Source organism: Cryobacterium aureum, from assembly GCF_002954245.1.
GTDB lineage: Bacteria > Actinomycetota > Actinomycetes > Actinomycetales > Microbacteriaceae > Cryobacterium > Cryobacterium aureum.
On the sequence record NZ_PPTG01000048.1, the window covers coordinates 446,201 to 467,667 of the forward strand.

Annotated in this window: 17 protein-coding genes; 11 read left to right on the forward strand and 6 right to left on the reverse strand. The window is 63.7% G+C overall.

Going from position 1 to position 21,467, the window contains the following annotated elements:
- The first annotated feature begins 23 nt into the window (after positions 1–23).
- On the forward strand, positions 24–2,087 hold the full coding sequence (uvrB, locus tag CJ028_RS18930) for an excinuclease ABC subunit UvrB (RefSeq protein ID WP_105036723.1): 2,064 nt from the start codon (positions 24–26) through the stop codon (positions 2,085–2,087).
- 104 nt (positions 2,088–2,191) lie between these two features.
- Here uvrB and CJ028_RS18935 read toward each other — a convergent pair whose 3' ends face one another.
- From CJ028_RS18935 to CJ028_RS18945, 3 genes are all read right to left on the reverse strand, one after another.
- Entirely contained in the window at positions 2,192–4,957 is a 2,766-nt protein-coding gene (locus tag CJ028_RS18935) for an FtsX-like permease family protein (protein WP_161499029.1), read from the reverse strand.
- A 71-nt stretch (positions 4,958–5,028) separates the two neighbouring features.
- The gene (locus CJ028_RS18940; RefSeq protein WP_105036725.1) at positions 5,029–5,757 is read right to left on the reverse strand and encodes an ABC transporter ATP-binding protein; all 729 of its coding nucleotides are present in this window, start codon (positions 5,755–5,757) and stop codon (positions 5,029–5,031) included.
- Complete coding sequence (locus tag CJ028_RS18945; RefSeq protein WP_105036726.1) at positions 5,754–6,362, reverse strand: PadR family transcriptional regulator; 609 nt, start codon at positions 6,360–6,362, stop codon at positions 5,754–5,756. The genes CJ028_RS18940 and CJ028_RS18945 overlap by 4 nt, the downstream gene beginning before the upstream one ends.
- 135 nt (positions 6,363–6,497) lie before the next feature.
- Here CJ028_RS18945 and uvrA point away from each other — a divergent pair, with 135 nt between their 5' ends.
- The 10 genes from uvrA (at position 6,498) to CJ028_RS18995 (ending at position 18,060) form a co-directional block, all read left to right on the forward strand.
- Positions 6,498–9,365, forward strand: a complete 2,868-nt coding sequence (gene uvrA / locus CJ028_RS18950) for an excinuclease ABC subunit UvrA (RefSeq protein ID WP_105036727.1) — start codon at positions 6,498–6,500, stop codon at positions 9,363–9,365.
- Between the two features lie 13 nt (positions 9,366–9,378).
- Positions 9,379–11,277 (forward strand): excinuclease ABC subunit UvrC, encoded by a 1,899-nt coding sequence (gene uvrC / locus CJ028_RS18955; RefSeq protein WP_105036728.1) that lies wholly within the window; start codon positions 9,379–9,381, stop codon positions 11,275–11,277.
- Between the two features lie 73 nt (positions 11,278–11,350).
- Positions 11,351–12,226: an RNase adapter RapZ gene (gene rapZ, locus CJ028_RS18960; protein WP_105036729.1), complete on the forward strand. Its 876-nt coding sequence runs from the start codon at positions 11,351–11,353 to the stop codon at positions 12,224–12,226.
- An 81-nt stretch (positions 12,227–12,307) separates the two neighbouring features.
- Positions 12,308–13,297, forward strand: coding sequence for a DNA-binding protein WhiA (whiA, locus tag CJ028_RS18965; RefSeq protein ID WP_105036730.1), 990 nt, complete (start codon positions 12,308–12,310; stop codon positions 13,295–13,297).
- Positions 13,298–13,421: 124 nt separating this feature from the next.
- Positions 13,422–14,048, forward strand: a complete 627-nt coding sequence (locus CJ028_RS18970; RefSeq protein WP_105036731.1) for a superoxide dismutase — start codon at positions 13,422–13,424, stop codon at positions 14,046–14,048.
- A gap of 96 nt (positions 14,049–14,144) precedes the next feature.
- Complete coding sequence (gene gap / locus CJ028_RS18975) at positions 14,145–15,152, forward strand: type I glyceraldehyde-3-phosphate dehydrogenase (protein WP_105036732.1); 1,008 nt, start codon at positions 14,145–14,147, stop codon at positions 15,150–15,152.
- A gap of 10 nt (positions 15,153–15,162) precedes the next feature.
- Positions 15,163–16,377, forward strand: a complete 1,215-nt coding sequence (locus CJ028_RS18980) for a phosphoglycerate kinase (protein ID WP_105036733.1) — start codon at positions 15,163–15,165, stop codon at positions 16,375–16,377.
- A complete protein-coding gene (tpiA, locus tag CJ028_RS18985; protein ID WP_205684095.1) occupies positions 16,368–17,168 on the forward strand; it encodes a triose-phosphate isomerase in 801 nt (266 codons plus the stop codon). The genes CJ028_RS18980 and tpiA overlap by 10 nt, the downstream gene beginning before the upstream one ends.
- A gap of 127 nt (positions 17,169–17,295) precedes the next feature.
- A complete protein-coding gene (gene secG / locus CJ028_RS18990) occupies positions 17,296–17,547 on the forward strand; it encodes a preprotein translocase subunit SecG (RefSeq protein WP_105036734.1) in 252 nt (83 codons plus the stop codon).
- A 144-nt stretch (positions 17,548–17,691) separates the two neighbouring features.
- Complete coding sequence (locus CJ028_RS18995) at positions 17,692–18,060, forward strand: RNA polymerase-binding protein RbpA (protein WP_092107849.1); 369 nt, start codon at positions 17,692–17,694, stop codon at positions 18,058–18,060.
- Between the two features lie 77 nt (positions 18,061–18,137).
- On the opposite strand, the gene pgl is transcribed toward CJ028_RS18995, so the two are convergent.
- The 3 genes from pgl to zwf are packed head-to-tail and all read right to left on the reverse strand — an operon-like array spanning position 18,138 to position 21,432.
- On the reverse strand, positions 18,138–18,929 hold the full coding sequence (pgl, locus tag CJ028_RS19000) for a 6-phosphogluconolactonase (protein ID WP_105036952.1): 792 nt from the start codon (positions 18,927–18,929) through the stop codon (positions 18,138–18,140).
- A gap of 2 nt (positions 18,930–18,931) precedes the next feature.
- Positions 18,932–19,894, reverse strand: a complete 963-nt coding sequence (locus CJ028_RS19005) for a glucose-6-phosphate dehydrogenase assembly protein OpcA (protein ID WP_105036735.1) — start codon at positions 19,892–19,894, stop codon at positions 18,932–18,934.
- Positions 19,891–21,432, reverse strand: coding sequence for a glucose-6-phosphate dehydrogenase (gene zwf, locus CJ028_RS19010; protein WP_105036736.1), 1,542 nt, complete (start codon positions 21,430–21,432; stop codon positions 19,891–19,893). Before zwf ends, CJ028_RS19005 begins: the two co-directional genes overlap by 4 nt.
- Positions 21,433–21,467 lie beyond the last annotated feature (35 nt).

A 21,467-nucleotide genomic window follows, 5' to 3' on the forward strand; every position in this document is an offset into this window, starting at 1 on the left:
GACCCTCTTTGTAGAATAGGAGCATGGAACCCACGCGCTCTGTGAACCCGTTTGAAGTGGTCAGTGAGTACACGCCGAGCGGCGACCAGCCCACGGCGATCGCCGATCTGACTGCCCGCATCAACGCCGGTGAAACCGACATCGTGCTGCTCGGTGCCACCGGCACCGGCAAGTCCGCGACCACGGCGTGGCTGATCGAGCAGGTGCAACGGCCGACGCTCGTGCTGGCCCACAACAAAACCCTGGCAGCCCAGCTGGTTAACGAATTTCGCGACCTCATGCCGAACAATGCGGTCGAATACTTCGTCTCGTATTACGACTACTACCAGCCGGAGGCGTACGTTCCGCAAACCGACACCTTCATTGAGAAGGACTCCTCGATCAACGAGGAGGTCGAACGGCTGCGGCATTCCACGACCAACTCCCTGCTGAGCAGACGCGACGTCATCGTGGTATCGACGGTGTCGTGCATCTACGGGCTCGGCACGCCCCAGGGGTACCTCGATGCCATGATCGCACTGCAAGTCGGTCAGAAGGTCAGCCGCGACTGGTTGGTGCGCAAATTTGTAGCCATGCAATACAAGCGCAACGATGTCGATTTCTCCCGCGGGAATTTTCGGGTTCGCGGCGACACGATCGAGATCATCCCCATGTACGAAGAGCTCGCCATTCGTATCGAGATGTTCGGCGACGAGATCGAAGGGCTGTACAGTCTGCATCCGCTCACCGGCGACATCGTCAAGAAACTTGACGCAGTATCGGTCTTTCCCGGCTCACACTACGTTGCGAGTGACGACGTCATGCGCCGGGCGATCGGTACGATCGAGATCGAGCTGGCCGAGCGCCTCGAGGTGCTCGAACGTGAAGGCAAACTGCTGGAAGCCCAGCGACTGCGCATGCGCACCACCTTCGACCTCGAGATGATGGAGCAGATCGGATTCTGCTCCGGCATCGAGAACTACTCCCGGCACATCGACGCGCGGGAACCGGGGGAGGCCCCGCACTGCCTGCTCGACTATTTTCCCGATGACTTTCTCATGGTCATCGACGAATCACACGTGACCGTACCGCAGATCGGTGCCATGTATGAGGGCGACTCCTCGCGCAAGCGCACCCTCGTCGACCACGGCTTTCGGCTGCCCAGCGCGCTCGACAACCGGCCGCTCAAGTTCAACGAGTTCAAGAACCGGGTCGGCCAGACCGTGTACCTCTCGGCCACGCCCGGTAAGTATGAGATGGGCATCGCCGACGGCATCGTCGAACAGATCATTCGCCCGACCGGCCTGATCGACCCGCAGATCATCGTCAAGCCGAGCGCCGGGCAGATCGACGACCTGCTCGAAGAGATCAAGAAGCGCACCGAACGCAACGAACGCGTTCTCGTCACGACGCTCACCAAGAAGATGGCCGAGAACCTCACCGACTTTCTCACCGAGGCCGGGGTGCGGGTGCGTTACCTGCACTCCGACGTCGACACCCTCCGCCGAGTTGAGCTGCTCACCGAGCTGCGTGCCGGCATCTACGACGTGCTCGTCGGCATCAACCTGCTGCGTGAGGGCCTCGACCTGCCCGAGGTGTCCCTCGTCGCCATCCTTGATGCCGACAAGGAAGGCTTCCTGCGCTCCGCGACGTCCCTCATTCAGACCATCGGGCGCGCCGCCCGCAACGTGTCCGGTGAGGTGCACATGTACGCCGACCGGCTCACAGCCTCGATGGAGAAGGCGATCGACGAGACCGACCGTCGCCGCGAGAAGCAGGTCGCCTACAACACGCTGCACGGCATCGACCCGACCCCGCTGCGCAAACGCATCGGCGACATCACCGAGGCGCTCGCCCGCGAAGAGGCCGACACCGCCGAACTTCTGGCCGGCCGTGACGCCCGGCGCAAGGGTTCCACCCCCAACCGTCGGGTCGGCCTGGCTGCAAACGGCGCCAACGACCTTGAGTCGATCATCGCCGACCTCAACTCGCAGATGCTCGAGGCTGCCGGGGAGCTCAAGTTCGAGCTCGCCGCCCGCCTGCGCGATGAGCTCTCCGAGCTCAAGCGTGAACTCCGGCAGATGGAGAAGGCCGGCCACCTGCAGTAGCCGCGCCCGCGCCCGTCGCGGCACTCGTTCGCTCTCGCGGCACTCGGTGCAACGAGTGCCGCCATCTCTAACGAGTGCCACGAGAGCGGATGCCCCGACCCGGCTCAGTCGAACATCGCCCGGTTGCTGAACCGGGTGCGGTTTCCGTCGGCCGTGAGGGCACCGCCGACCGCCACGAGCGCTGGCAGCGCCACCACGATCAGAGCGAGCTGCAGCCACGGCGGCGTGAACGGCAGCAGCGAGTGCCCAGCGGTGTCCCGGGTCAGCGACAGCGCGAGCGACGGCACCAGTCCGAGCAGCACCCCAATCACGCTGCCGAGGCCCACGATCACGACGGCCTGCCAGAACCCGAAGGCCCGGCGTACCCGAGGGGACGCCCCGAGTGAGGTGAGCACGGCATTGTCGCGGTGTCCGTCGGCGCGGGCGAGTCCGATCGTGATCGACGCTGTGACCAAGGCGATGATGGCCGTGAGACCCAGCAGGGCCCAGGTCCACGACGCTCCATAAGTCTGTGGGCCTGATTCGCTGATGAGGGAAAAATTCGGTGAAATCGCGGCGAGGGCACCCTTCGCGTGGTCGAATTCGGCTTGGGTCGGCGCCGCGCCAATACTGCTGACGACCATCGACGGCCTGTACTCCAGGTTTGCAGCGTCGGCAGTGGAAGCCAGCATGAAAACGGCGTAGGGCAGCGGATGCTCCGGCTCCTGAACGCTAGCCGCCAACGTGACACTGCGCGCCGGCTCGAGAGTCGAGTTGGACTCCGTGACCCAGTCAATCTGAATGTTGTCATCGACCAGGTACTGCGCGTAGGTTGCGACGGCCCCGCCGGCGGCGAGCGTCGCCCGTGACTCGTCCGAGACGGGCTCGCCGAGAATTGCGGTGAAGTCCGCCAGGTCGCCAACCCAGATGTGGTCGTTTGTGCTCGACATCATGAATGTGTCGAGGTAAAAGGGCGTGGGGCAGCGGATATCGGTGCGGTTTTCCGCCTCCGGACTCGAGCCGAGCCGACTCGCATCGCTCGGACAGACCGTGTCGGGGTCGAGCCGCGGTAACGCGAAGGTCGGCTCAGCAGCGCTGCTGGTGTCCGTCTCCCCGAATCCCATTGGTGGGTCCTCGGTGCTGCTCAAGAGTCGGGCCTGGGCGCTCGGAAAGCTGCTTTCGACGGCGGCAACGACTTCGGGGCCGGTGGTTTGCAACACGTAGCCGTACGGTGGCTCATCGAGGTAGGTACTCAGACTCACCGACGCTGTGTCGAGCGGGGCACCGAAAACGTAGTTCTTGGTCGAATTCAGCTGGAACGTCGCCACGAGACTCATCGCGAACGTCGCGACGAAGACGCAGCTCATGATCGCGGCAATGGCTGGAACGCTGCGCCCCGGATTGCGGGCTACGTCCCTCGTTGCCAAGCGGGCACCCGGGCCAACACGCGAGGCGACGCGGGCTGCCCAGCGCAGAATCAGGGGCGCTACGAACACGGCGCCGATTTGCATGATCACCGGGCCGCCGACGATGAGCCAAATTCCGAGGGTCGCCAGGCCAGGGCGATAGATCGGCACGTAGGCGGCGAGCTCGATCAGTCCACCGGCGACGGCGATGACCGCACCGATGGCGAGCAGAACAAGCCCGGCCAGCGGGCGGCGACGAGTTGTTCGCGGCGGACGCTGGGCACCGCGAAGGGCCGCCAAAACGTCGATCCGGCCGGCTGCCCGGGCAGGAACCGCGGCAGCACACCAGCCAGCGAGTACGGCGAAGGCCGCGATGACTAGAAGCGACACCAGATCGAGGTGAAACCCCGGATACCGGGCCGCGCTTCCATTCGCCGAAATCTGCATGAAGATCCACGCACCGGCCAGGCCGAGCACCGTTCCCAGGGCCGCCCCGAGAGCGCCGAGAATGACGCCACCGAAGGACATCACACGAAACAGCATCCGTTTGTCGCCGCCGACGCTGGCGAGGGTCGCCAGGGTGCGCTGCTGGGTGCGGGCGCCGACGGTGAAGGCGGCCCCAGCCAACAGGGCGACCTCGAACAGGGCGAATCCGCCGAGCAGGGCGACGAACAGATTCTGAAAGCTGCTAGAGGAACCGCCCGACGCGTAGCTGTAACTGCCGATCGGCGGCGGGTCCAGCAGCACCGTACGCGACAGCACGGTCGCTCCGCGGGGGTTGAGATCCCCGATCTGGCTCCAGGTGAGCGGGGTGTTGGGCAAGTACCACTCGGTCTGTAGGTCAGCATCGTCGGGCATGACGCCGTCGAAGACGCCGGGCATCCCATAGAAGGCGACCGCAGCGTCGTCAAGACTCGCGGTGCGAATCGTGCCGGAAATGGTGAACGATTCGGCGGTGGGCGCCGCGAACGTGGCCGTCGACCCGATCTGGGCCCCGAGTCGTTCGAGGGCGGCTGCGGTGACCATGATCTCGTGGTCAGTGCTCGGCGCCGAGCCGGCCGTCACATCCCATTTTCCGGCGAAGGACGGGTCCCAGGGCTGCCCTTGCACGGCCGTAAACGACCCGAGCCCGTCTTTCGTCTCCACCACCACAGCCGTCGATCGAATGGAAAGCAAACGAGTGTCGGCGGGGAAAAGCGATGCGGTCGTGACGGGCGTCGGCTCGATGGACTGCGCGGCATCGGCACGGGCCGCATCGTCGCTGTAGCCCCAGTGCCCCTCGTTCAGCGGGTCTTGGGTGAACTTCGGGTCGGGTGCTGCGGCGATCAGGACACGCGCCTCAGTCGACCCAAGTTCGAGTACAACGCGCTCAGCGGGCGTCGCGACATTGCTCGCGGTCACCGTCGTGATTCCCACCATCCCCAGCACCGGAATCGCCACGAGCAGCGCGATCAGCGCACTGCGGCCTCGGGACTGCCCAGCCATGCGCCGAGCAATCCGAAACGCAATGCGCGTGGATCCCGGGCGCCCGCCAGCGAGCGAACTCGGCTCAACGCTCATGCCGGCAGCCCGCTCAGCAGGCTCGACACAGCGGATGCCCGCGACTCGTCCACGATCCGCCCGTCCCGCAGAAAGACAATTCGATCCGCCCACGCCGCGTGTCGGGCATCGTGGGTGACCAAGATGCCGCCGGCACCGGCGTCGACTCGGGAGCGGAGCATCCGCAAGACGAGCTCGCCGGTCGTGCTGTCGAGGGCGCCGGTGGGCTCGTCGGCGAGGATCAAGGACCGGCCGCCGACCACGGCGCGGGCGATCGCCACGCGCTGCTGTTGGCCGCCGGACAAATCCGAGGGAAAATGATTCGCCCGGTCGCCGAGTTCGACCACGTTGAGGGCATCGAGGGCTGGCCGATGCGCCTTCTTTGACGTCCACCCGTCAAGTTCGAGTGGCAGGCTCACGTTTTCGAGCGCGGTCAGCGAGGGAATCAGGTTGAAATCCTGAAACACGAAGCCGAGGCTGCGTCGCCGCAGAGTCGCGAGTTCGCGCGCCGAAAGCTGGCTGAGCCAGTGTCCCTCCACGATGACTTCGCCGGACGTCGGCGGCGTGAGTCCGCCGGCCACGGTGAGCAGGGTCGACTTTCCCGAACCGGATGCCCCCATCACCGCCACGAGTTCGCCGCGCCTCACCGACAGGTCAACTCCCGCAAGCGCCGTGATCGCGGTCTCGCCGCGACCGTACTGCATCGACACGCCGTCGAGCTCTAGGAGAAGGTCCGAGCCGGTCATGCGCTGGCCTGCACCGTCTTGGCCGGGCGGCCACGCTTGGGTACCGCGGTGTTCAGCGGCAAGGGTTCCGCCAGGCCGGCCGACCGTGCCCGGGCCAGCCGGTGTTCCGAGTGATCCAGCCAGCGCGCCTCGGCCTCGGCCGCGAAAATGAGCAAGTCGATCACGAGCAACCAGGCCAGCTGCTCCGACGATTCCGGGTCTGCCGTCGCGTTCTTGGTGCGGGTCAGCTCCTGCAGGGTGCGCATCGCCTGGGTGCGCTGCACCTGGATGACCTGGGCGATGTCGACTCCTGGCAGAGTTACTGCGATCGCGAGTTTGATGGCGAGCTCGTCACGGGTGGCCATGGTGCGCACCACGGGGGAGCCGAGCCACTCGGCGACCTCCGCCCGGCCGGCCGTCGTTATCTCGACGTAGTTTTGACCGTCGGCGTCGATATCGGCCTTCTGCACCAGACCGTCGCGCTCGAGCCGGTCGAGGGTGTTGTAGATCTGGCCGACGTTGAGCGGCCAGGTCGACCCAGTTCGACGGTCGAACTCTGCCCGCAACTGGTAGCCGTAGCACGGCCCCTGGTTCAGGATGGCGAGCAGACTCTGGCGAACAGACATACGACCTCCGGCACATAAACGGCTAATACGTATCGAGTATATACATACTCTGAAACGATATCGGGAGGTGTCGGTGTTCGCTCTCGGCGATGCTTGCTGTCATACGCTGTCAGTGGCGTTGCATAGACTCAATGAGTGTCGATTACCAAGGTAGAAACAGGTCCAAAACTCAGCGTGCGCGGAGCCCGCGTGCACAACCTTCACAACGTCGATCTGGAGATTCCGCGCGATTCACTCGTGGTCTTCACCGGTCTCTCCGGTTCGGGAAAGTCGTCGCTCGCCTTCGACACCATTTTCGCGGAGGGTCAGCGCCGCTACGTAGAGTCGCTCTCGGCCTATGCCCGGCAGTTTCTCGGACAGGTTGACCGGCCAGACGTGGACTTCATCGAGGGCCTGAGCCCCGCGGTCTCGATCGACCAGAAGTCCACCAACCGAAACCCGCGGTCCACGGTCGGTACGATCACCGAAATCTACGACTACATGCGACTGCTCTGGGCCCGCATCGGTGTGCCGCACTGCGCCATCTGCGGCGAGATCATCCAGTCCCAGACCGTGCAGCAGATCGCCGACCAACTCATGGAGCTGAAGGCAGGCATCCGTTACCAGGTGGTCAGCCCGGTCATTTCGCAGAAGAAGGGCGAGTTCGTCGACCTGTTCCAGGAACTCGCCGGCGGCGGCTACTCCCGCGCAATCGTCGATGGCACCCAGATTCAGCTGAGCGAACCGCCCACGCTCAAGAAGCAGCAGAAACACGACATCTCCGTCATCGTCGACCGCCTGGTCGCCGGCCCCGAACTACTTTCCCGTCTCACCGACTCCCTCGAGACGGCACTCAAACTCACCGACGGCCTCGTCCAGATCAACTTTCTCGATGAAGAAGGCGATAAGGCCTGGCAGAACTACTCCGAGAAGCTGAGCTGCCCGAACAACCACCCGGTGCAGCTGACCGAAATTGAACCGCGCACGTTCTCGTTCAACGCCCCGTTCGGCGCCTGCCCGGAGTGCTCCGGCCTCGGCACCCGCATGTCCGTCGACGAAGACCTGCTGCTCGGCGACCCTGATCTGAGCATTGCCGAGGGAGTCGTTCTGCCCTGGACCACCCAGGGCAAGGGCCTGTTCCAGTACTACGAGAAGCTGCTCGACGGCCTCGCCCGCGACCTCGACTTCTCCCTCGACACCCCCTGGGGGGAACTAACCAGCGAGGTGCAGAACGCCGTCATGCGCGGTGATAACTTCGAGGTACGGGTCAAGTGGAAGAACCGCTACGGCCGCGAAATGAGTTACACCTCTGGCTTTGAGGGTGTCGTGCCCTACATCGAACGCCAGTACCTGCAGGCCGAGAGCGACAGCCAGCGCCAGCGCTGGTCCGAATACCTGCGCGAGGTGGACTGCCACGTCTGCAAGGGCACCAGGCTCAAGCCAGAGGTGCTCGCCGTGCGCGTGCACGACGCGAGCATTGCGGATGTCTGCTCGCTCAGTTTGAGCGACGCCCGCGCGTTCATGGACAAGCTCACTCTCACCGAGCGCGAGACCGCCATCGCCGCCCAGGTGCTGCGCGAGATTCGGGCTCGCCTCGACTTTCTCATTCGGGTCGGGCTCAACTACCTCAACCTCGCCCGGGCAGCGGCAACCCTCTCGGGCGGTGAGGCGCAGCGCATCCGATTGGCGACGCAGATCGGTTCCGGCCTCACGGGAGTGCTCTACGTGCTCGATGAACCGAGCATCGGCCTGCACCAGCGCGACAACCGCCGCCTGATCGAGACGCTCGTCACCCTGCGTGATCTCGGCAACACACTCATCGTGGTTGAACACGACGAAGACACCATCAAAACGGCCGACTGGATCGTTGACATTGGCCCCGGCGCCGGTGTCAACGGTGGACACGTCGTGCACTCGGGCTCCTATGCGGGTTTGCTGGCCAACACCAAGTCGCTCACCGGCGACTACCTGTCCGGGCGCAAGTCCATCGCCACGCCGAAGACCCGCCGTCCGATCGACCCTGAGCGCCTGATCGGCGTCACCGGCGCCGAGGCGAACAACCTGCAGAAGGTCTCGGTGACCTTCCCCCTCGGCACGTTCACCGCCGTCACCGGGGTCAGCGGCTCCGGCAAATCCTCGCTCGTCAACGACATCCTCTACCGCGTACTCGCCAATCGGCTCAACGGCGCCCGCAAGCTGCCCGGCAAGCACACGAGGGTCACCGGCCTGGAGCAGCTCGACAAGGTCATCCACGTCGACCAGGCGCCGATCGGCCGCACGCCGCGGTCCAACCCGGCCACCTATACCGGGGTGTTCGACAAGATCCGCACCCTGTTCTCCGAAACCATCGAATCCAAGACTCGCGGTTACCTGCCCGGACGGTTCAGCTTCAACGTCAAGGGCGGGCGCTGTGAGGCCTGCTCTGGCGACGGCACGATCAAGATCGAGATGAACTTTCTGCCGGACGTGTACGTGGCCTGCGAGGTGTGCGGGGGAGACCGGTACAATCGCGACACCCTCACCGTGCACTACAAGGGCAAGAACATCGCCGAGGTGCTCGACATGCCGATCAGCGAAGCGGCCGACTTCTTCGAACCGATCTCGTCGATCCACCGTTTTCTGAAGACGCTGGTCGAGGTCGGCCTCGGCTATGTGCGCCTCGGCCAGAGCGCCACCACCCTCTCCGGTGGCGAGGCCCAGCGGGTGAAGCTCGCAACCGAGCTACAGCGCCGCTCCAACGGTCGCAGCGTGTACGTACTCGACGAGCCCACCACGGGCCTGCACTTCGAAGACGTGCGCAAGCTGCTGCTCGTGCTCAACAGTCTCGTTGACAAGGGCAACACCGTCATCGTGATCGAGCACAACCTCGACGTCATCAAGTCCGCCGACTGGGTGATCGACCTCGGCCCTGAGGGCGGGTCCGGCGGCGGCAAGGTGCTTGCTACCGGCACGCCGGAACACCTCGCCACGGTCAAGAAGAGCTTCACCGGTTCCTTCCTGAAGGAGGTCCTGGCGGCCGGCTAGGCGGCCGAACGGCATGTCTGACGCGCTGAGCTATCGCCCGAAAGCGGGCGAGATTCCGACGACCCCCGGCGTGTACCGATTTCGCGACGCGACCGGCCGCATTCTTTATGTCGGCAAGGCCAAGAACCTGCGGGCCCGGCTGAGCAACTACTTCGCCCCGCTGCACAGTCTGCACGAACGCACCCGGCGAATGGTGACCACTGCGACCGGGGTCGAGTGGACGGTCGTCGGCACCGAGGTCGAAGCCCTGCAGCTCGAATGGATGTGGATCAACGAATTCGATCCGCCGTTCAACGTTCAGTTCAAGGACGACAAGTCCTACCCGTACCTCGCGGTCACCCTCGCAGACGAGGCGCCTCGAGCCCTGGTCACCCGCACCGAGGGCATCAAGGGTGCCCGCTATTTCGGGCCGTACCCCAAGGTGTGGGCCGTTCATGAAACCATCGAGCTCATGCTCAAAGCCTTCCCCATCCGCACCTGCAACAACGCCAACTACAAACGGGCGATGCAGAGCGGAAAGCCCTGTTTCGCCGGCCAGATCGGGCGGTGCTTCGGCCCCTGCTCTGGTCTGGTGTCGATCGAGGACCATCGCACGATCGTCAACGAGTTTGTCAGTTTCATGGGCAGCCACGATAAGAAGCTCATCAACGAGCTCACCCAGGAGATGAAGGACGCAGCGGCGGCGCAGCAGTACGAGATCGCGGGCAAACGGCGCGATCAGGTGCGGGCACTCAACGCCGTCCTCGAAAAGAGCGCGGTCGTGCTGCGCGACAACGTCGACATCGACCTGTTCGCCATCGAGCAAGACGAACTCGCGGCGGCCGTGCAACTATTCATCGTGCGGGGCGGGCGTATCCGTGGTGTGCGCGGCTGGATGGTCGACAAAGAACTCGACGTCACGATGAGTGAACTTATCGACTCCATGATGCAGACGGCGTACAACAACGACACCAAGCCACCCCGCGAGATCGTGCTGCCCGAACTGCCCGACGATGCCGAGGCCCTCGAAACCTGGCTCGCCGACATAGCGGGTCGCAAGGTGCGCCTAGTCGCCGCGCGGCGCGGGGAAAAGGCAGCCCTGCTCGTCACGGCCACCAACAACGCCAGGCAGGCGCTGATGCTCTACAAGACCCGGCGGAGCTCCGACTTCGTCGCGCGCTCCAAGGCGCTCGAAGACATTCAGGAAGCCCTTGAGATGCCAGCGGCCCCGCTGCGCATGGAATGCTATGACGTGTCCCACCTCAGCGGCACCAACATCGTCGCGTCCATGGTGGTATTCGAAGACGGACTGCCGCGCAAAGACGAATACCGCCGCTTCAATATTCCGGAATCAACCGACGATACCGACTCGATTTACCAGATCCTCACTCGCCGGCTCGCTTATCTGAAACCCGAGACGATCTCAGCGGATGCAGCCTTCAACGCCGCCGACATCGACGAGAGCGACATCGCCCAGGTCGAGCAGAAGCGCGCCAAGTTCAAGTACCAGCCGAACCTCCTCATCGTCGACGGCGGCCAGCCGCAGGTCGCCGCCGCCAAACGCGCCCTCGCTGAATCGGGCGTCACAGGAATTCAACTGTGCGGAATAGCCAAGCGGCTCGAAGAAATCTGGCTGCCCGACTCCGACTACCCGGTGATTCTGCCCCGCAACAGTGACGCACTATTTTTAATCCAGCGCATCCGCGACGAAGCCCACCGGTTCGCCATCACCCACCAGCGCATTCGCCGCAAGAAGGATATCTCCTCGATTTTGGGTGAGATCGCGGGGCTCGGGCCGGCCCGGGTAAAAGTTTTGTTGCAACATTTCGGTTCGGTAGCGCGCCTCAAGGTGGCTTCTGTGGCGGAAATAGCGGATGTCCGCGGTATCGGCCCGGTGCTGGCCGAGTCGATCTACGCCCATCTGCGCGCCTGAACGAAACCCGAAACCGGCCAGCGCTCGGTAGGCTTGCAAGTCCATCAACTTCTCATTAAGGCGATTTCCAAGAATGACTACGGACCCCGACAAGCAGGAAGTGCTGATCGTCACGGGAATGTCCGGGGCGGGACGCTCCACCGTGGCCAACGCGTTGGAAGATCTGGACTGGTACGTCGTCGACAATCTTCCGCCGCAAATGCTGCGGCCCCTGGTCGATCTGGTCGAACGGGCCGGCACGAATTTACCCAAGATCGCTGCCGTCGTGGACATTCGCGGCCGCGACCTGTTCGGTGATTTTCTCGAAACCGTGCAGCAGCTCCGTAGCAATACCCAGGTGCAGGTTATCTTTCTCGAAGCCAGGGACGACGCGCTCGTGCGCAGGTTTGAATCCGTGCGCCGGCCGCATCCGCTGCAAGGCGACGGCACTCTTCTCGACGGTATTTCGGCGGAGCGCTCTCGGCTGCTCGCCGTTCGGGAGTCGAGTGATCTCGTTGTGGACACCTCTGACCTTAACGTGCACCAGCTCGCGACGACGATCACCGAGCGGTTCGCGGCCGAGGGGCGCGCGGGGGTGCAGCTAACCATCATGAGCTTCGGCTTCAAGTACGGCCTACCGACGGACGTCGATCTGGTCGCGGATGCCCGCTTTCTGCCGAACCCGTTCTGGATCCCCGAGTTGCGCGCGCACACCGGCGTCGAGCCGCAGGTGAGAGACTTTGTACTTGCTCAAAGTGGTGCCCTCGATTTCATCGACCACTATGCCGCCGCCATGGCGCCGGTGCTGGCTGGCTACCAGCGCGAAAATAAACGCCACGCCACCATCGGCATCGGCTGCACCGGAGGCAAGCACCGCTCCGTTGCGATGGCCAGAGAACTGGCCTCCCGGCTCGAAAAACTTCCCGGTGTCGCGGTCAATATCAAGGACCGCGACCTCGGACGCGAATAAGCGAGCCAGGGCGCCACATCCAGCTCCCCAGGCTTTCACCACTCAGATGTAACGCAACTGATCAACAGAATGGAAAAGCGATTGGCACTCACCGCCGACGTTAAAGATGAACTTTCGCGCGTGGAGGTCTCCAAGACCACCGTGCGCGCGGCCGAACTGGCCACAATTCTCCGGTTCTCCGGCGGATTACACATGATCAGCAGTCGCATCGCGATCGAGTCCGAACTCGACACTGCCATCCTGGCTCGAAGGGTGCGCAAAGATCTCGCCGAGCTGTACGGGGTGCGCAGCGCCCTGCAGGTCATTGCGGCCACCGGAATCCGTCAGTCCAGCCATTACCTCGTACAGGTGATCGAGGGAGGAGAGACGCTGGCGCGCCAGACCGGACTGTTGGATGCCCGTCGCCGACCGATTCGCGGTCTGCCGAACCGGCTGACCACGGGCTCCCGGGAAGAGATCGCCGCTGTCTGGCGCGGAGCGTTTCTCGCCCATGGCACCCTGACCGACCCGGGTCGTTCTGCGGCTCTCGAGGTGATCTGCCCCGGCAACGAGGCAGCCATGGCTCTGGTCGGAGCGGCCGGCCGGCTGGGTGTCGCGGCCAAGGCGCGCGAAGTGCGTGGGGTGCACCGCGTTGTCATTCGTGACGGTGACGCCATCGGCGCGATGCTCGTGCACATGGGGGCCACCAACACGGTACTCAACTGGGAAACACTGCGTCAGCGCCGCGAAGTCCGCGCCACGGCCAACCGCCTGGTGAACTTCGATGACGCCAACCTGCGTCGTTCCGCCGAGGCCGCCGTCGCCGCTTGCGCTCGGGTGCAGCGGGCCATGGACATTCTCGGCGAGGACATCCCCAAGCACCTGCGCTACGCCGGATACCTGCGCCTCAACTTTCGTGACTCCAGTCTTGATGAACTCGGCCACCACGCCGATCCGCCCATGACCAAAGATGCCGTCGCCGGTCGAATTCGCCGTTTGCTGGCCATGGCTGACAAGAAGGCGGTCGAGCTCGGCGTCGAAGGAACCGACGTTGACTACCCGGTTCACCCCGAAGACGTTTCACCCCGGTAAACCACACCACCGAGACGCGTGAGGTCACGAATTCTGTGGTACCGAAGCCTCGCGAGTAGACTAAAACGTCGCTTACAACGCAGCCGCACTCGGTGCGGCGGCACAACTCACAAGGAGATAAGTAATGGCTGAATACACCCTCCCCACCCTTGATTACGACTACGCGGCCCTCGAGCCCAGTATCAGCGGCACCATCATGGAACTCCACCATGGCAAGCACCACCAGGCTTACGTCACCGGTGCCAACACGGCTCTGGCTCAGCTCGCGGAGGCCCGCGACAGCGGAAGCCTCGCCAACGTGAACAAGCTAGAAAAGGATCTCGCCTTCAACCTCGGCGGCCACGTCAACCACTCCATCTTCTGGACCAACCTGTCCCCGAATGGCGGCGACAAGCCGGTCGGTGAGCTCGCTGCGGCAATCGATGACAACTTCGGTTCCTTTGACAGGTTCCAGGCGCACTTCACCGCGGCTGCACTCGGCGTGCAGGGTTCCGGCTGGGCAGTCCTCGCCTGGGATTCCATCGGACAGCGCCTGATCATCCAGCAGTTCTTCGACCAGCAGTCCAACTTCGCTGCCGGAACCGTTCCGGTTCTCATGCTTGATGTCTGGGAGCACGCCTACTACCTCGACTACCGCAACGTGCGCGCCGACTACGTCAAGGCCTTCTGGAACATTGCCAATTGGGCAAACGTGCAGGAGCGTTTCACCGTCGCACGCGAGAAGACCAACGGCCTGCTGCTACTCTCGTAGCCGGCTGGTGCCCCGAGCAATTCGGGGCACCGCCGTTTTTCTCCCGCATTCTTTTCATCGCGCCTTGCGGCGCCTTTTCAGCAACAGGAGCTATTTGTGTCCGTAAAGATCGGCATCAACGGATTCGGCCGCATTGGTCGTAACTACTTCCGAGCAGCCCTCGCCAAGGGAAGCGACATTGAAATTGTCGCCGTCAACGACCTCAGCGACCCCGCGTCTCTCGCGCACCTTCTCAAGTACGACTCCGTCGGCGGCCGCCTGAACGCCACCGTCGAGGTCGACGGCGACAACATCATCGTCAACGGCAAGGCCATCAAGGTGCTCGCCGAGCGCGACCCGGCCAACCTGCCCTGGGGCACGCTGGGCGTGGAAATCGTCATCGAGTCCACCGGGCGCTTCACGAAGGCCGTCGACGCCCAGAAGCACATTCAAGCCGGCGCCAAGAAGGTCATCGTCTCGGCTCCCGCAACGGGTGCTGACGTCGCGACGCTCGTGCTCGGTGTGAACGAGGACACCTACGACGCTGCGATTCACGACATCATCTCGAACGCGTCCTGCACGACGAACTGCCTCGCGCCGCTCGTAAAGGTGTTCCTCGACAACTTCGGCATCGAGCGTGGTCTCATGACGACCATCCACGCCTACACTGCTGACCAGAATCTGCAGGACGGCCCGCACAGCGATCTGCGTCGTGCCCGCGCTGCCGCGCTCAACATCATTCCCACGTCGACCGGTGCCGCCAAGGCGCTGGGCCTCGTCATCCCGGAGAGTGTCGGCAAGCTCGATGGTTACGCCCTGCGCGTTCCGGTTCCGACCGGATCGATCACCGACCTCACCCTCACGGCGTCACGCCCGGTAACGGTCGAGGAAGTCAACGCTGCCTACAAGGCCGCAGCAGACGGTCCGCTCAAGGGCATCCTCAGCTACACCGAAGACCCGATCGTCTCCAGCGACATCGTCGGCGACCCGCACTCGTCGATCTTCGATGCCGGACTGACTAAGGTAATCGGCGACCAGGTCAAGGTTGCCTCGTGGTACGACAACGAGTGGGGTTATTCCAACCGCCTCGTCGACCTCACCGAGTTCGTCGCCGAGCGACTCTAACGGCCGCGCGGTGACGTTACGCACTATTGACTCGCTCGGTTCACTTACCGGCAAGCGGGTTATTGTCCGCTTCGACCTGAATGTGCCGTTGAAGAACGGTCAGATCACCGACGACGGACGAGTGCGGGCGTCACTGCCAACCCTCAACGCCCTCGTCGCCCAAGGCGCCCGCGTGGTGATCGTTTCTCACCTCGGGCGCCCCGACGGGACCGTTGATCCCCAATACAGTTTGAAGCCTGTTGCCGCTCGCCTGAGCGAACTGGTGAATCTGCCGGTGGCCTTCGCCACCGACACCGTCGGCGATTCGGCCACCCAGGCCGTCGCAGCGCTGCAGGACGGCGACATCGTCGTTCTGGAGAACCTGCGCTTCAACGCCGGTGAAACCAGCAAAGCGGATGCCGAGCGCCTCGCGTTCGCCCAGCAGCTCGCGCTGCTCGGCGACGTTCTCGTCTCCGACGGCTTCGGCGTCGTGCACCGCAAGCAGGCCAGCGTGTTCGATCTGGCCGCGCTTGTGCCGAGCGCGGCCGGCCTGCTCATCGCGGCCGAACTCGACGTACTCGATCGCCTCACCGAGAAGCCGGAGGCGCCGTACACGGTCATCCTCGGCGGCTCCAAGGTCAGCGACAAGCTCGGTGTCATTGGTCACCTGCTGCCCCGAGTGAATTCTCTGCTCATCGGTGGCGGCATGCTGTTCACCTTCCTGGCCGCCCAGGGCCATAAGGTCGGCGCGAGCCTTCTGGAAGGCGATCAGATTGAAACGGTTCGCGGTTATTTGGCCGAAGCCGAACGTCTCGGCGTGAAAATTGTGCTTCCGACAGATGTCGTGGTCGCGGCGAAGTTCGGTGCAGATGCCGAGCACGTGATCACCCCGGCCGACGGCATCGAGAACACCCCGTTCGGTGCGGCCGGACTCGGCCTTGACATCGGTCCAGACACGGCGGCAGCTTTCGCGCAGATTATTCGGGCGTCCAACACTGTGTTCTGGAACGGCCCGATGGGCGTTTTTGAACTCGCACCATTTGCGGAAGGCACCCAAACCGTGGCCGCCGCACTCACCGAGGTCACCGGCCTCAGCGTGGTCGGTGGCGGCGACTCGGCTGCTGCCGTGCGCATCCTCGGTTTCAACGACGACCAATTCGGTCATATTTCTACCGGCGGTGGCGCGAGCCTCGAGTTCCTCGAAGGCAAACGTCTACCAGGACTGGAGGTCCTCGGATGGCAGTGAACATCAACCCTCGGCGCACACCGCTGATTGCGGGCAACTGGAAGATGAACCTGGACCACCTCCAGGCCATCGCTTTCGTGCAGAAGCTCGCCTGGAACCTCAAAGACGCCAACCACGACTTCGCCGCGGTCGAAGTGGCAGTTTTCCCGCCATTCACCGATCTGCGCAGCGTGCAGACTCTGGTATCGGCCGACAAGCTTCCGCTGGCCTTTGGTGCGCAGGACATGTCCGCCCGGGACTCCGGAGCCTATACGGGTGAGATCTCTGGAGCGTTCCTCGCCCAGCTGGAGTGCCAGTACGTCATCATCGGTCACTCCGAACGACGTACGCTGCACAACGAGTCCGATGAGCAGGTCGCTGCCAAGGTGACCGCAGCGGTGAAGCACAACCTCGTGCCGCTCATCTGCGTCGGCGAGAGTGCCGAAGACCTCGCTACGCACGGTCCGAGCGCCGTTCCCGTCGCTCAGCTGCGTGCCGCTCTGGCTGGCGTCACGAACGCCGCCGATATCGTCGTCGCGTATGAGCCGGTGTGGGCGATCGGGTCCGGTCAGGCCGCCACGCCGGATCAGGCCGAACAGGTCGCGGCAGCGCTGCGTGGCGTTCTCACCGAGACTCTGGGACAGGACGTAGCCGACAAGACCCGCATCCTCTATGGTGGTTCGGTCAAGAGCGGCAACATTGCCGCGTTCATGCGGGAACCCAACGTAGACGGTGCCCTGGTCGGTGGCGCCAGTCTCGATATTGTGGAGTTCTCCGGCATCATTCGGTATCACAAGCACGTCGGGCTCTAAACCGACGCGTTCCTGACATCTCAGGAGCGAGGTGGTTGCCGCGGCAACGACCTCGCTCCTGCGCGAAGGGTATAATTACGATGTCTGGGCGCCAGAGTTGCGCCCACCGTGTTTTGAAAGGTTTCGTGTGGAGATTCTCCAGGTCGTCATGCAGGTGCTCGTCGGTATTACGAGCCTCCTGCTCACCATGCTCATTTTGCTGCACAAGGGGCGGGGCGGTGGGTTGTCGGACATGTTCGGTGGCGGCGTAACCTCCAACCTCGGTGCTTCGGGAGTTGCCGAGCGCAACCTCAACCGCATCACTGTCATCCTGGGACTGCTGTGGATCTCCTGCATCGTGGTTCTCGGATTGATCACCAGATTTGATACAGGGGCTTAACTTTTCGCCCTGTGCGGAGTTACCCTGAAGCGAAGTCACCCAGAATTCTTCTGGGCCCAGTTTTTCACCAGCACATCTCGGCAACAGCAGCACCAATCAGAGCTCGACTGCAGCACCAACTGCACGGGCTAACGGAGGAACAAGATGGCATCAGGCGGAAGCGCAATTCGTGGCTCGCGTGTCGGCGCAGGCCCCATGGGGGAGCAGGACCGCGGTTTTCACGCGGATCGCATCAAGGTTTCCTACTGGGATGCACTCGGCAATGAGACCGTTCGGTACTTTGCCGCGAGTCTTCCCGACGAGGAAATCCCGGTGACCATCGATTGCCCGTCGTCCGGGCTTCCGGCGGGCCGTGACAAGGAGAATCCTCCGTCCGTGGTGAAACTTGAGCCATACAAGACGCACCTGGCCTATGTCAAGGAACGTCGAACCGAGGAAGAAGCAGAGTCGCTCCTCGAAGAGGCACTGAACCAGCTGCGCGTTCGTCGTGGCAAGTTGTCGCCCACCAACTGATTGTGAGCTAGCAAAGACCGGCCCTCGAGAAATCGATGGCCGGTCTTTTCTCTTCGTTTCGCTGCGGCCTGGCCGTGCTAGTACGTCGGCGTGATGAGATTTTCGGGTACCTGAGCGGCAGCGTCACTGTCGACGAAGAACATTGTGCGATACCGACCCTTGATGCCCGCAGCCGGCACCTCGTCGCGGCTCGCACCCGCAAGCGCCAGCCCAAGTGCTGAGGCTTTGTCGGACCCGGCCAGAACGAGCCAGACCCGGTTCGAGGAGTTGAGGACCGGTCGAGTGAGGGACAAACGGTCGGCGGGAGGCTTGGGGGAGTCGTGCACGGTGATCACACTGGCCTCGCGCTCCCGAATGCCGGATCGGTGCGGGAACAGCGACGCAATATGGCCGTCCGGGCCAACCCCGAGAAACGTTACGTCGAAACGGGGGTACTGGGCGCCCTCCGGAGCATGGGAGAGCAATTCCGCGGTGTACCGTGCCGCCGCTGCTTCCAGGGCGTCGTCACCGGCACCGGCATCGGTCGGGTCATCCGACGCACCGAAGGCGTGGATGTTTTCCTTCGGCACATCGATGTGGTCCAGGAGTGCCTCTCTGGCCTGCGATTCGTTGCGTTCGGGATCGGCGCGGGGCACCCAACGTTCATCTCCCCACCAAAAATTCACTCGCGACCAGTCAATGGTGTCGCGGGCGGCAGACTCATTGATGGCCGCAAGCACAGCAATACCCACCGAACCACCGGTCAGAACAACATTGGCTTCGTCCTGATCCTGCAATACATCGACCATGTTCGTCAGAAATCGGGCAGCGACCGACCCGGCCAGTGCCTGCTTACTCTGGTGCACCAGCACGCGTCGATCATTTGTCACGGTCACACTCCGGTTCCTTGGATCACCACGTCATCGAGTTGCGGCAGACCGCGCGTGATGACCTCACCATACAGGTCGTCGGGATCCAGCCGGCGCAGTTCGTCGGCCAGGCAATCGCGCAGGCTGCGTCGTTTGAGCGTCAGATCCTGCACCGGCTGTCCCGGCTGGCTGAGGGTGGCGATGTCGGGAACCTCACGCTCGAGCGATATGACACCCGTCGCGCGGATCAGACGCACACCGTGCACGCCATTCGTCTGCGGTCCCGTCGTCAGTTCACAGACCACCGGCACCTGAAGCTGCATTTGCAGCCAGGCGGCCAACAGGGTCGTCGACGGGGATGCCGCGGCGCCGGTGACCTCAATTCCAGTGATCGGTTCGTAGGGCGGCTGGTCGAGAACGGCGGCCAATTGGGCGCGCCACAGTGTGAGCCGGGTCCAGGCGAAGTCGGTGTCGCCCGGACGATAGCTGCTGCAGATCTGATGCAGGGCCGACTGGGGATCCGGTTGTGTGGACGCATCCGTGATCCGCCGATAGGCAATCCGGCCGAGCGGCGAATCCGCAGGAACAGCCGGAGCTGTTCCCGGCCACCAGGCAACGACCGGCGCATCCGGCAGCAGCAGGCCGGTGACGAGGCTCTCCGGGTCGTCTGCGGCATCGCCGTAGACCCGAAGAACGATGACCTCGCTCGCGCCGGCGTCACCGCCGACACGAATTTCTGCGTCCACCCGTGCGTCTGGTGTGGCCGCGGTGGAGCCGGGCTCCTGGGTGGAGACGACGATGACGCGCATCGGATGCTCGCGCGAGGCATCGTTGGCAGCCTCGATGGCCTCCTCCTCGTGTCCGAGAGTCGAGGCAATGATCAGAGTGAGCACACGGCCGAGGGCGACAGCGCCCCCCTCTTCCCGAATACGCACGAGCGCCTTCGAGATCTTCGCGGTTGTGGTGTTGGGCAGATCGACGATCATGGACGCCTCCAGGTGCGGCCGTCGCGGGCCAGTAGATCATCAGCGGATGTGGGGCCCCACGTTCCAGGGCGGTATTGCTCCGGCTGCCCCTGCGTGGCCCAGTACTCCTCGATCGGGTCGAGAATTTTCCAAGACAGTTCGACCTCCTCGTGACGGGGGAACAGCGGCGGGTCGCCGAGCAGCACGTCGAGAATGAGCCGCTCATAGGCCTCGGGGCTCGCCTCGGTGAAGGCGTGGCCATAGCCGAAGTCCATGGTCACGTCGCGTACCTGCATGACCACGCCGGGTACTTTCGAGCCGAACCGAATCGTCACACCCTCGTCGGGCTGCACCCGGATCACCAGGGCGTTGTGGCCCAGTTCGGCGGTCTGGCCGGGGGCGAACAGGTACTGCGGGGCGCGTTTGAAGACCACGGCGATCTCGGTGACGCGGCGGCCGAGACGCTTGCCGGCGCGCAGGTAGAACGGCACGCCCGCCCAGCGACGAGTGTCGATGGTCAGGCGCATGGCGGCGTAGGTCTCGGTGACCGATTCCGGGTTCATCCCGTCTTCTTCGAGAAAACCGGCGACCTTTTCACCGCCCTGCCATCCGCCGGCGTACTGGCCGCGGGCGGTTCCGAGGCCAAGGTCGGCGGGCAGTCGCACCGAGGCGAGCACCTTTTCCTTCTCAGCTCGCAGGTCGGCGGCGTCGAACGAGATGGGCTCTTCCATCGCAGTCAGGGCGAGAAGCTGCAGGAGGTGGTTCTGAATCACGTCGCGCGCAGCGCCGATGCCGTCGTAGTATCCGGCGCGACCGCCCACTCCGATGTCCTCGGCCATGGTGATCTGCACGTGCTCGACGTGGTTCGCGTTCCACAGCGGTTCGAACATTTCGTTGGCGAAGCGCAGCGCCAGAATATTCTGCACCGTCTCTTTACCGAGGTAGTGATCGATCCGAAAGACAGAGTCGGGCGGAAAGACCGACTCGACGACTTCGTTCAACTGCCGTGCCGTCTTCAGGTCGCTGCCGAACGGCTTCTCAATGACCACGCGACGCCACTGGCCGTTTTTCTGTTCGGCCAGGCCGGATCGGCGCAGCTGCTCGGTGACCTGGGGGAACGCCTTCGGCGGAATGGCCAGGTAGAACGCATGGTTGCCCATCGTTCCCCGTTCGCGATCGAGGTCGTCTATGGTCTGGGTGAGGCGGGTGAATGCTTCATCGTCGTCGAAGGTGCCCGATACAAAACGGATGCCTTCAGCCAGCTGTGCCCAGACGTCTTCGTGGAACTCGGTGCGAGCGTGTTCCTTGACGGCGTCGTGCACAACCTGCATGAAGTCTTCGTTGTCCCAGTCGCGGCGGGCAAAGCCCACCAGGGCGAATCCGGGAGGCAACAACCCTCGGTTAGCAAGGTCATAGACCGCGGGCATGAGTTTCTTGCGCGCCAGGTCACCGGTAACGCCGAAGATCACCAGGCTGGAGGGCCCGGCGATTCGAGTCAGTCGATAGTCGGAGGGGGACCTGAGCGGATTAAACTCCGGAGTAATTTCCACCGGGGACATGCAGCTCCTTTGACGGGATAGTGCAGAAAGTTTGG

Coding starts and splice junctions, on each gene's coding strand:
- uvrB (WP_105036723.1), top strand. CDS start 24: ATGGAACCCACGCGCTCTGTGAACCCGTTTGAAGTGGTCAGTGAGTAC.
- CJ028_RS18935 (WP_161499029.1), bottom strand. CDS start 4,957: ATGGCTGGGCAGTCCCGAGGCCGCAGTGCGCTGATCGCGCTGCTCGTG.
- CJ028_RS18940 (WP_105036725.1), bottom strand. CDS start 5,757: ATGACCGGCTCGGACCTTCTCCTAGAGCTCGACGGCGTGTCGATGCAG.
- CJ028_RS18945 (WP_105036726.1), bottom strand. CDS start 6,362: ATGTCTGTTCGCCAGAGTCTGCTCGCCATCCTGAACCAGGGGCCGTGC.
- uvrC (WP_105036728.1), top strand. CDS start 9,379: ATGTCTGACGCGCTGAGCTATCGCCCGAAAGCGGGCGAGATTCCGACG.
- rapZ (WP_105036729.1), top strand. CDS start 11,351: ATGACTACGGACCCCGACAAGCAGGAAGTGCTGATCGTCACGGGAATG.
- CJ028_RS18970 (WP_105036731.1), top strand. CDS start 13,422: ATGGCTGAATACACCCTCCCCACCCTTGATTACGACTACGCGGCCCTC.
- tpiA (WP_205684095.1), top strand. CDS start 16,368: ATGGCAGTGAACATCAACCCTCGGCGCACACCGCTGATTGCGGGCAAC.
- CJ028_RS18995 (WP_092107849.1), top strand. CDS start 17,692: ATGGCATCAGGCGGAAGCGCAATTCGTGGCTCGCGTGTCGGCGCAGGC.
- CJ028_RS19005 (WP_105036735.1), bottom strand. CDS start 19,894: ATGATCGTCGATCTGCCCAACACCACAACCGCGAAGATCTCGAAGGCG.
- zwf (WP_105036736.1), bottom strand. CDS start 21,432: ATGTCCCCGGTGGAAATTACTCCGGAGTTTAATCCGCTCAGGTCCCCC.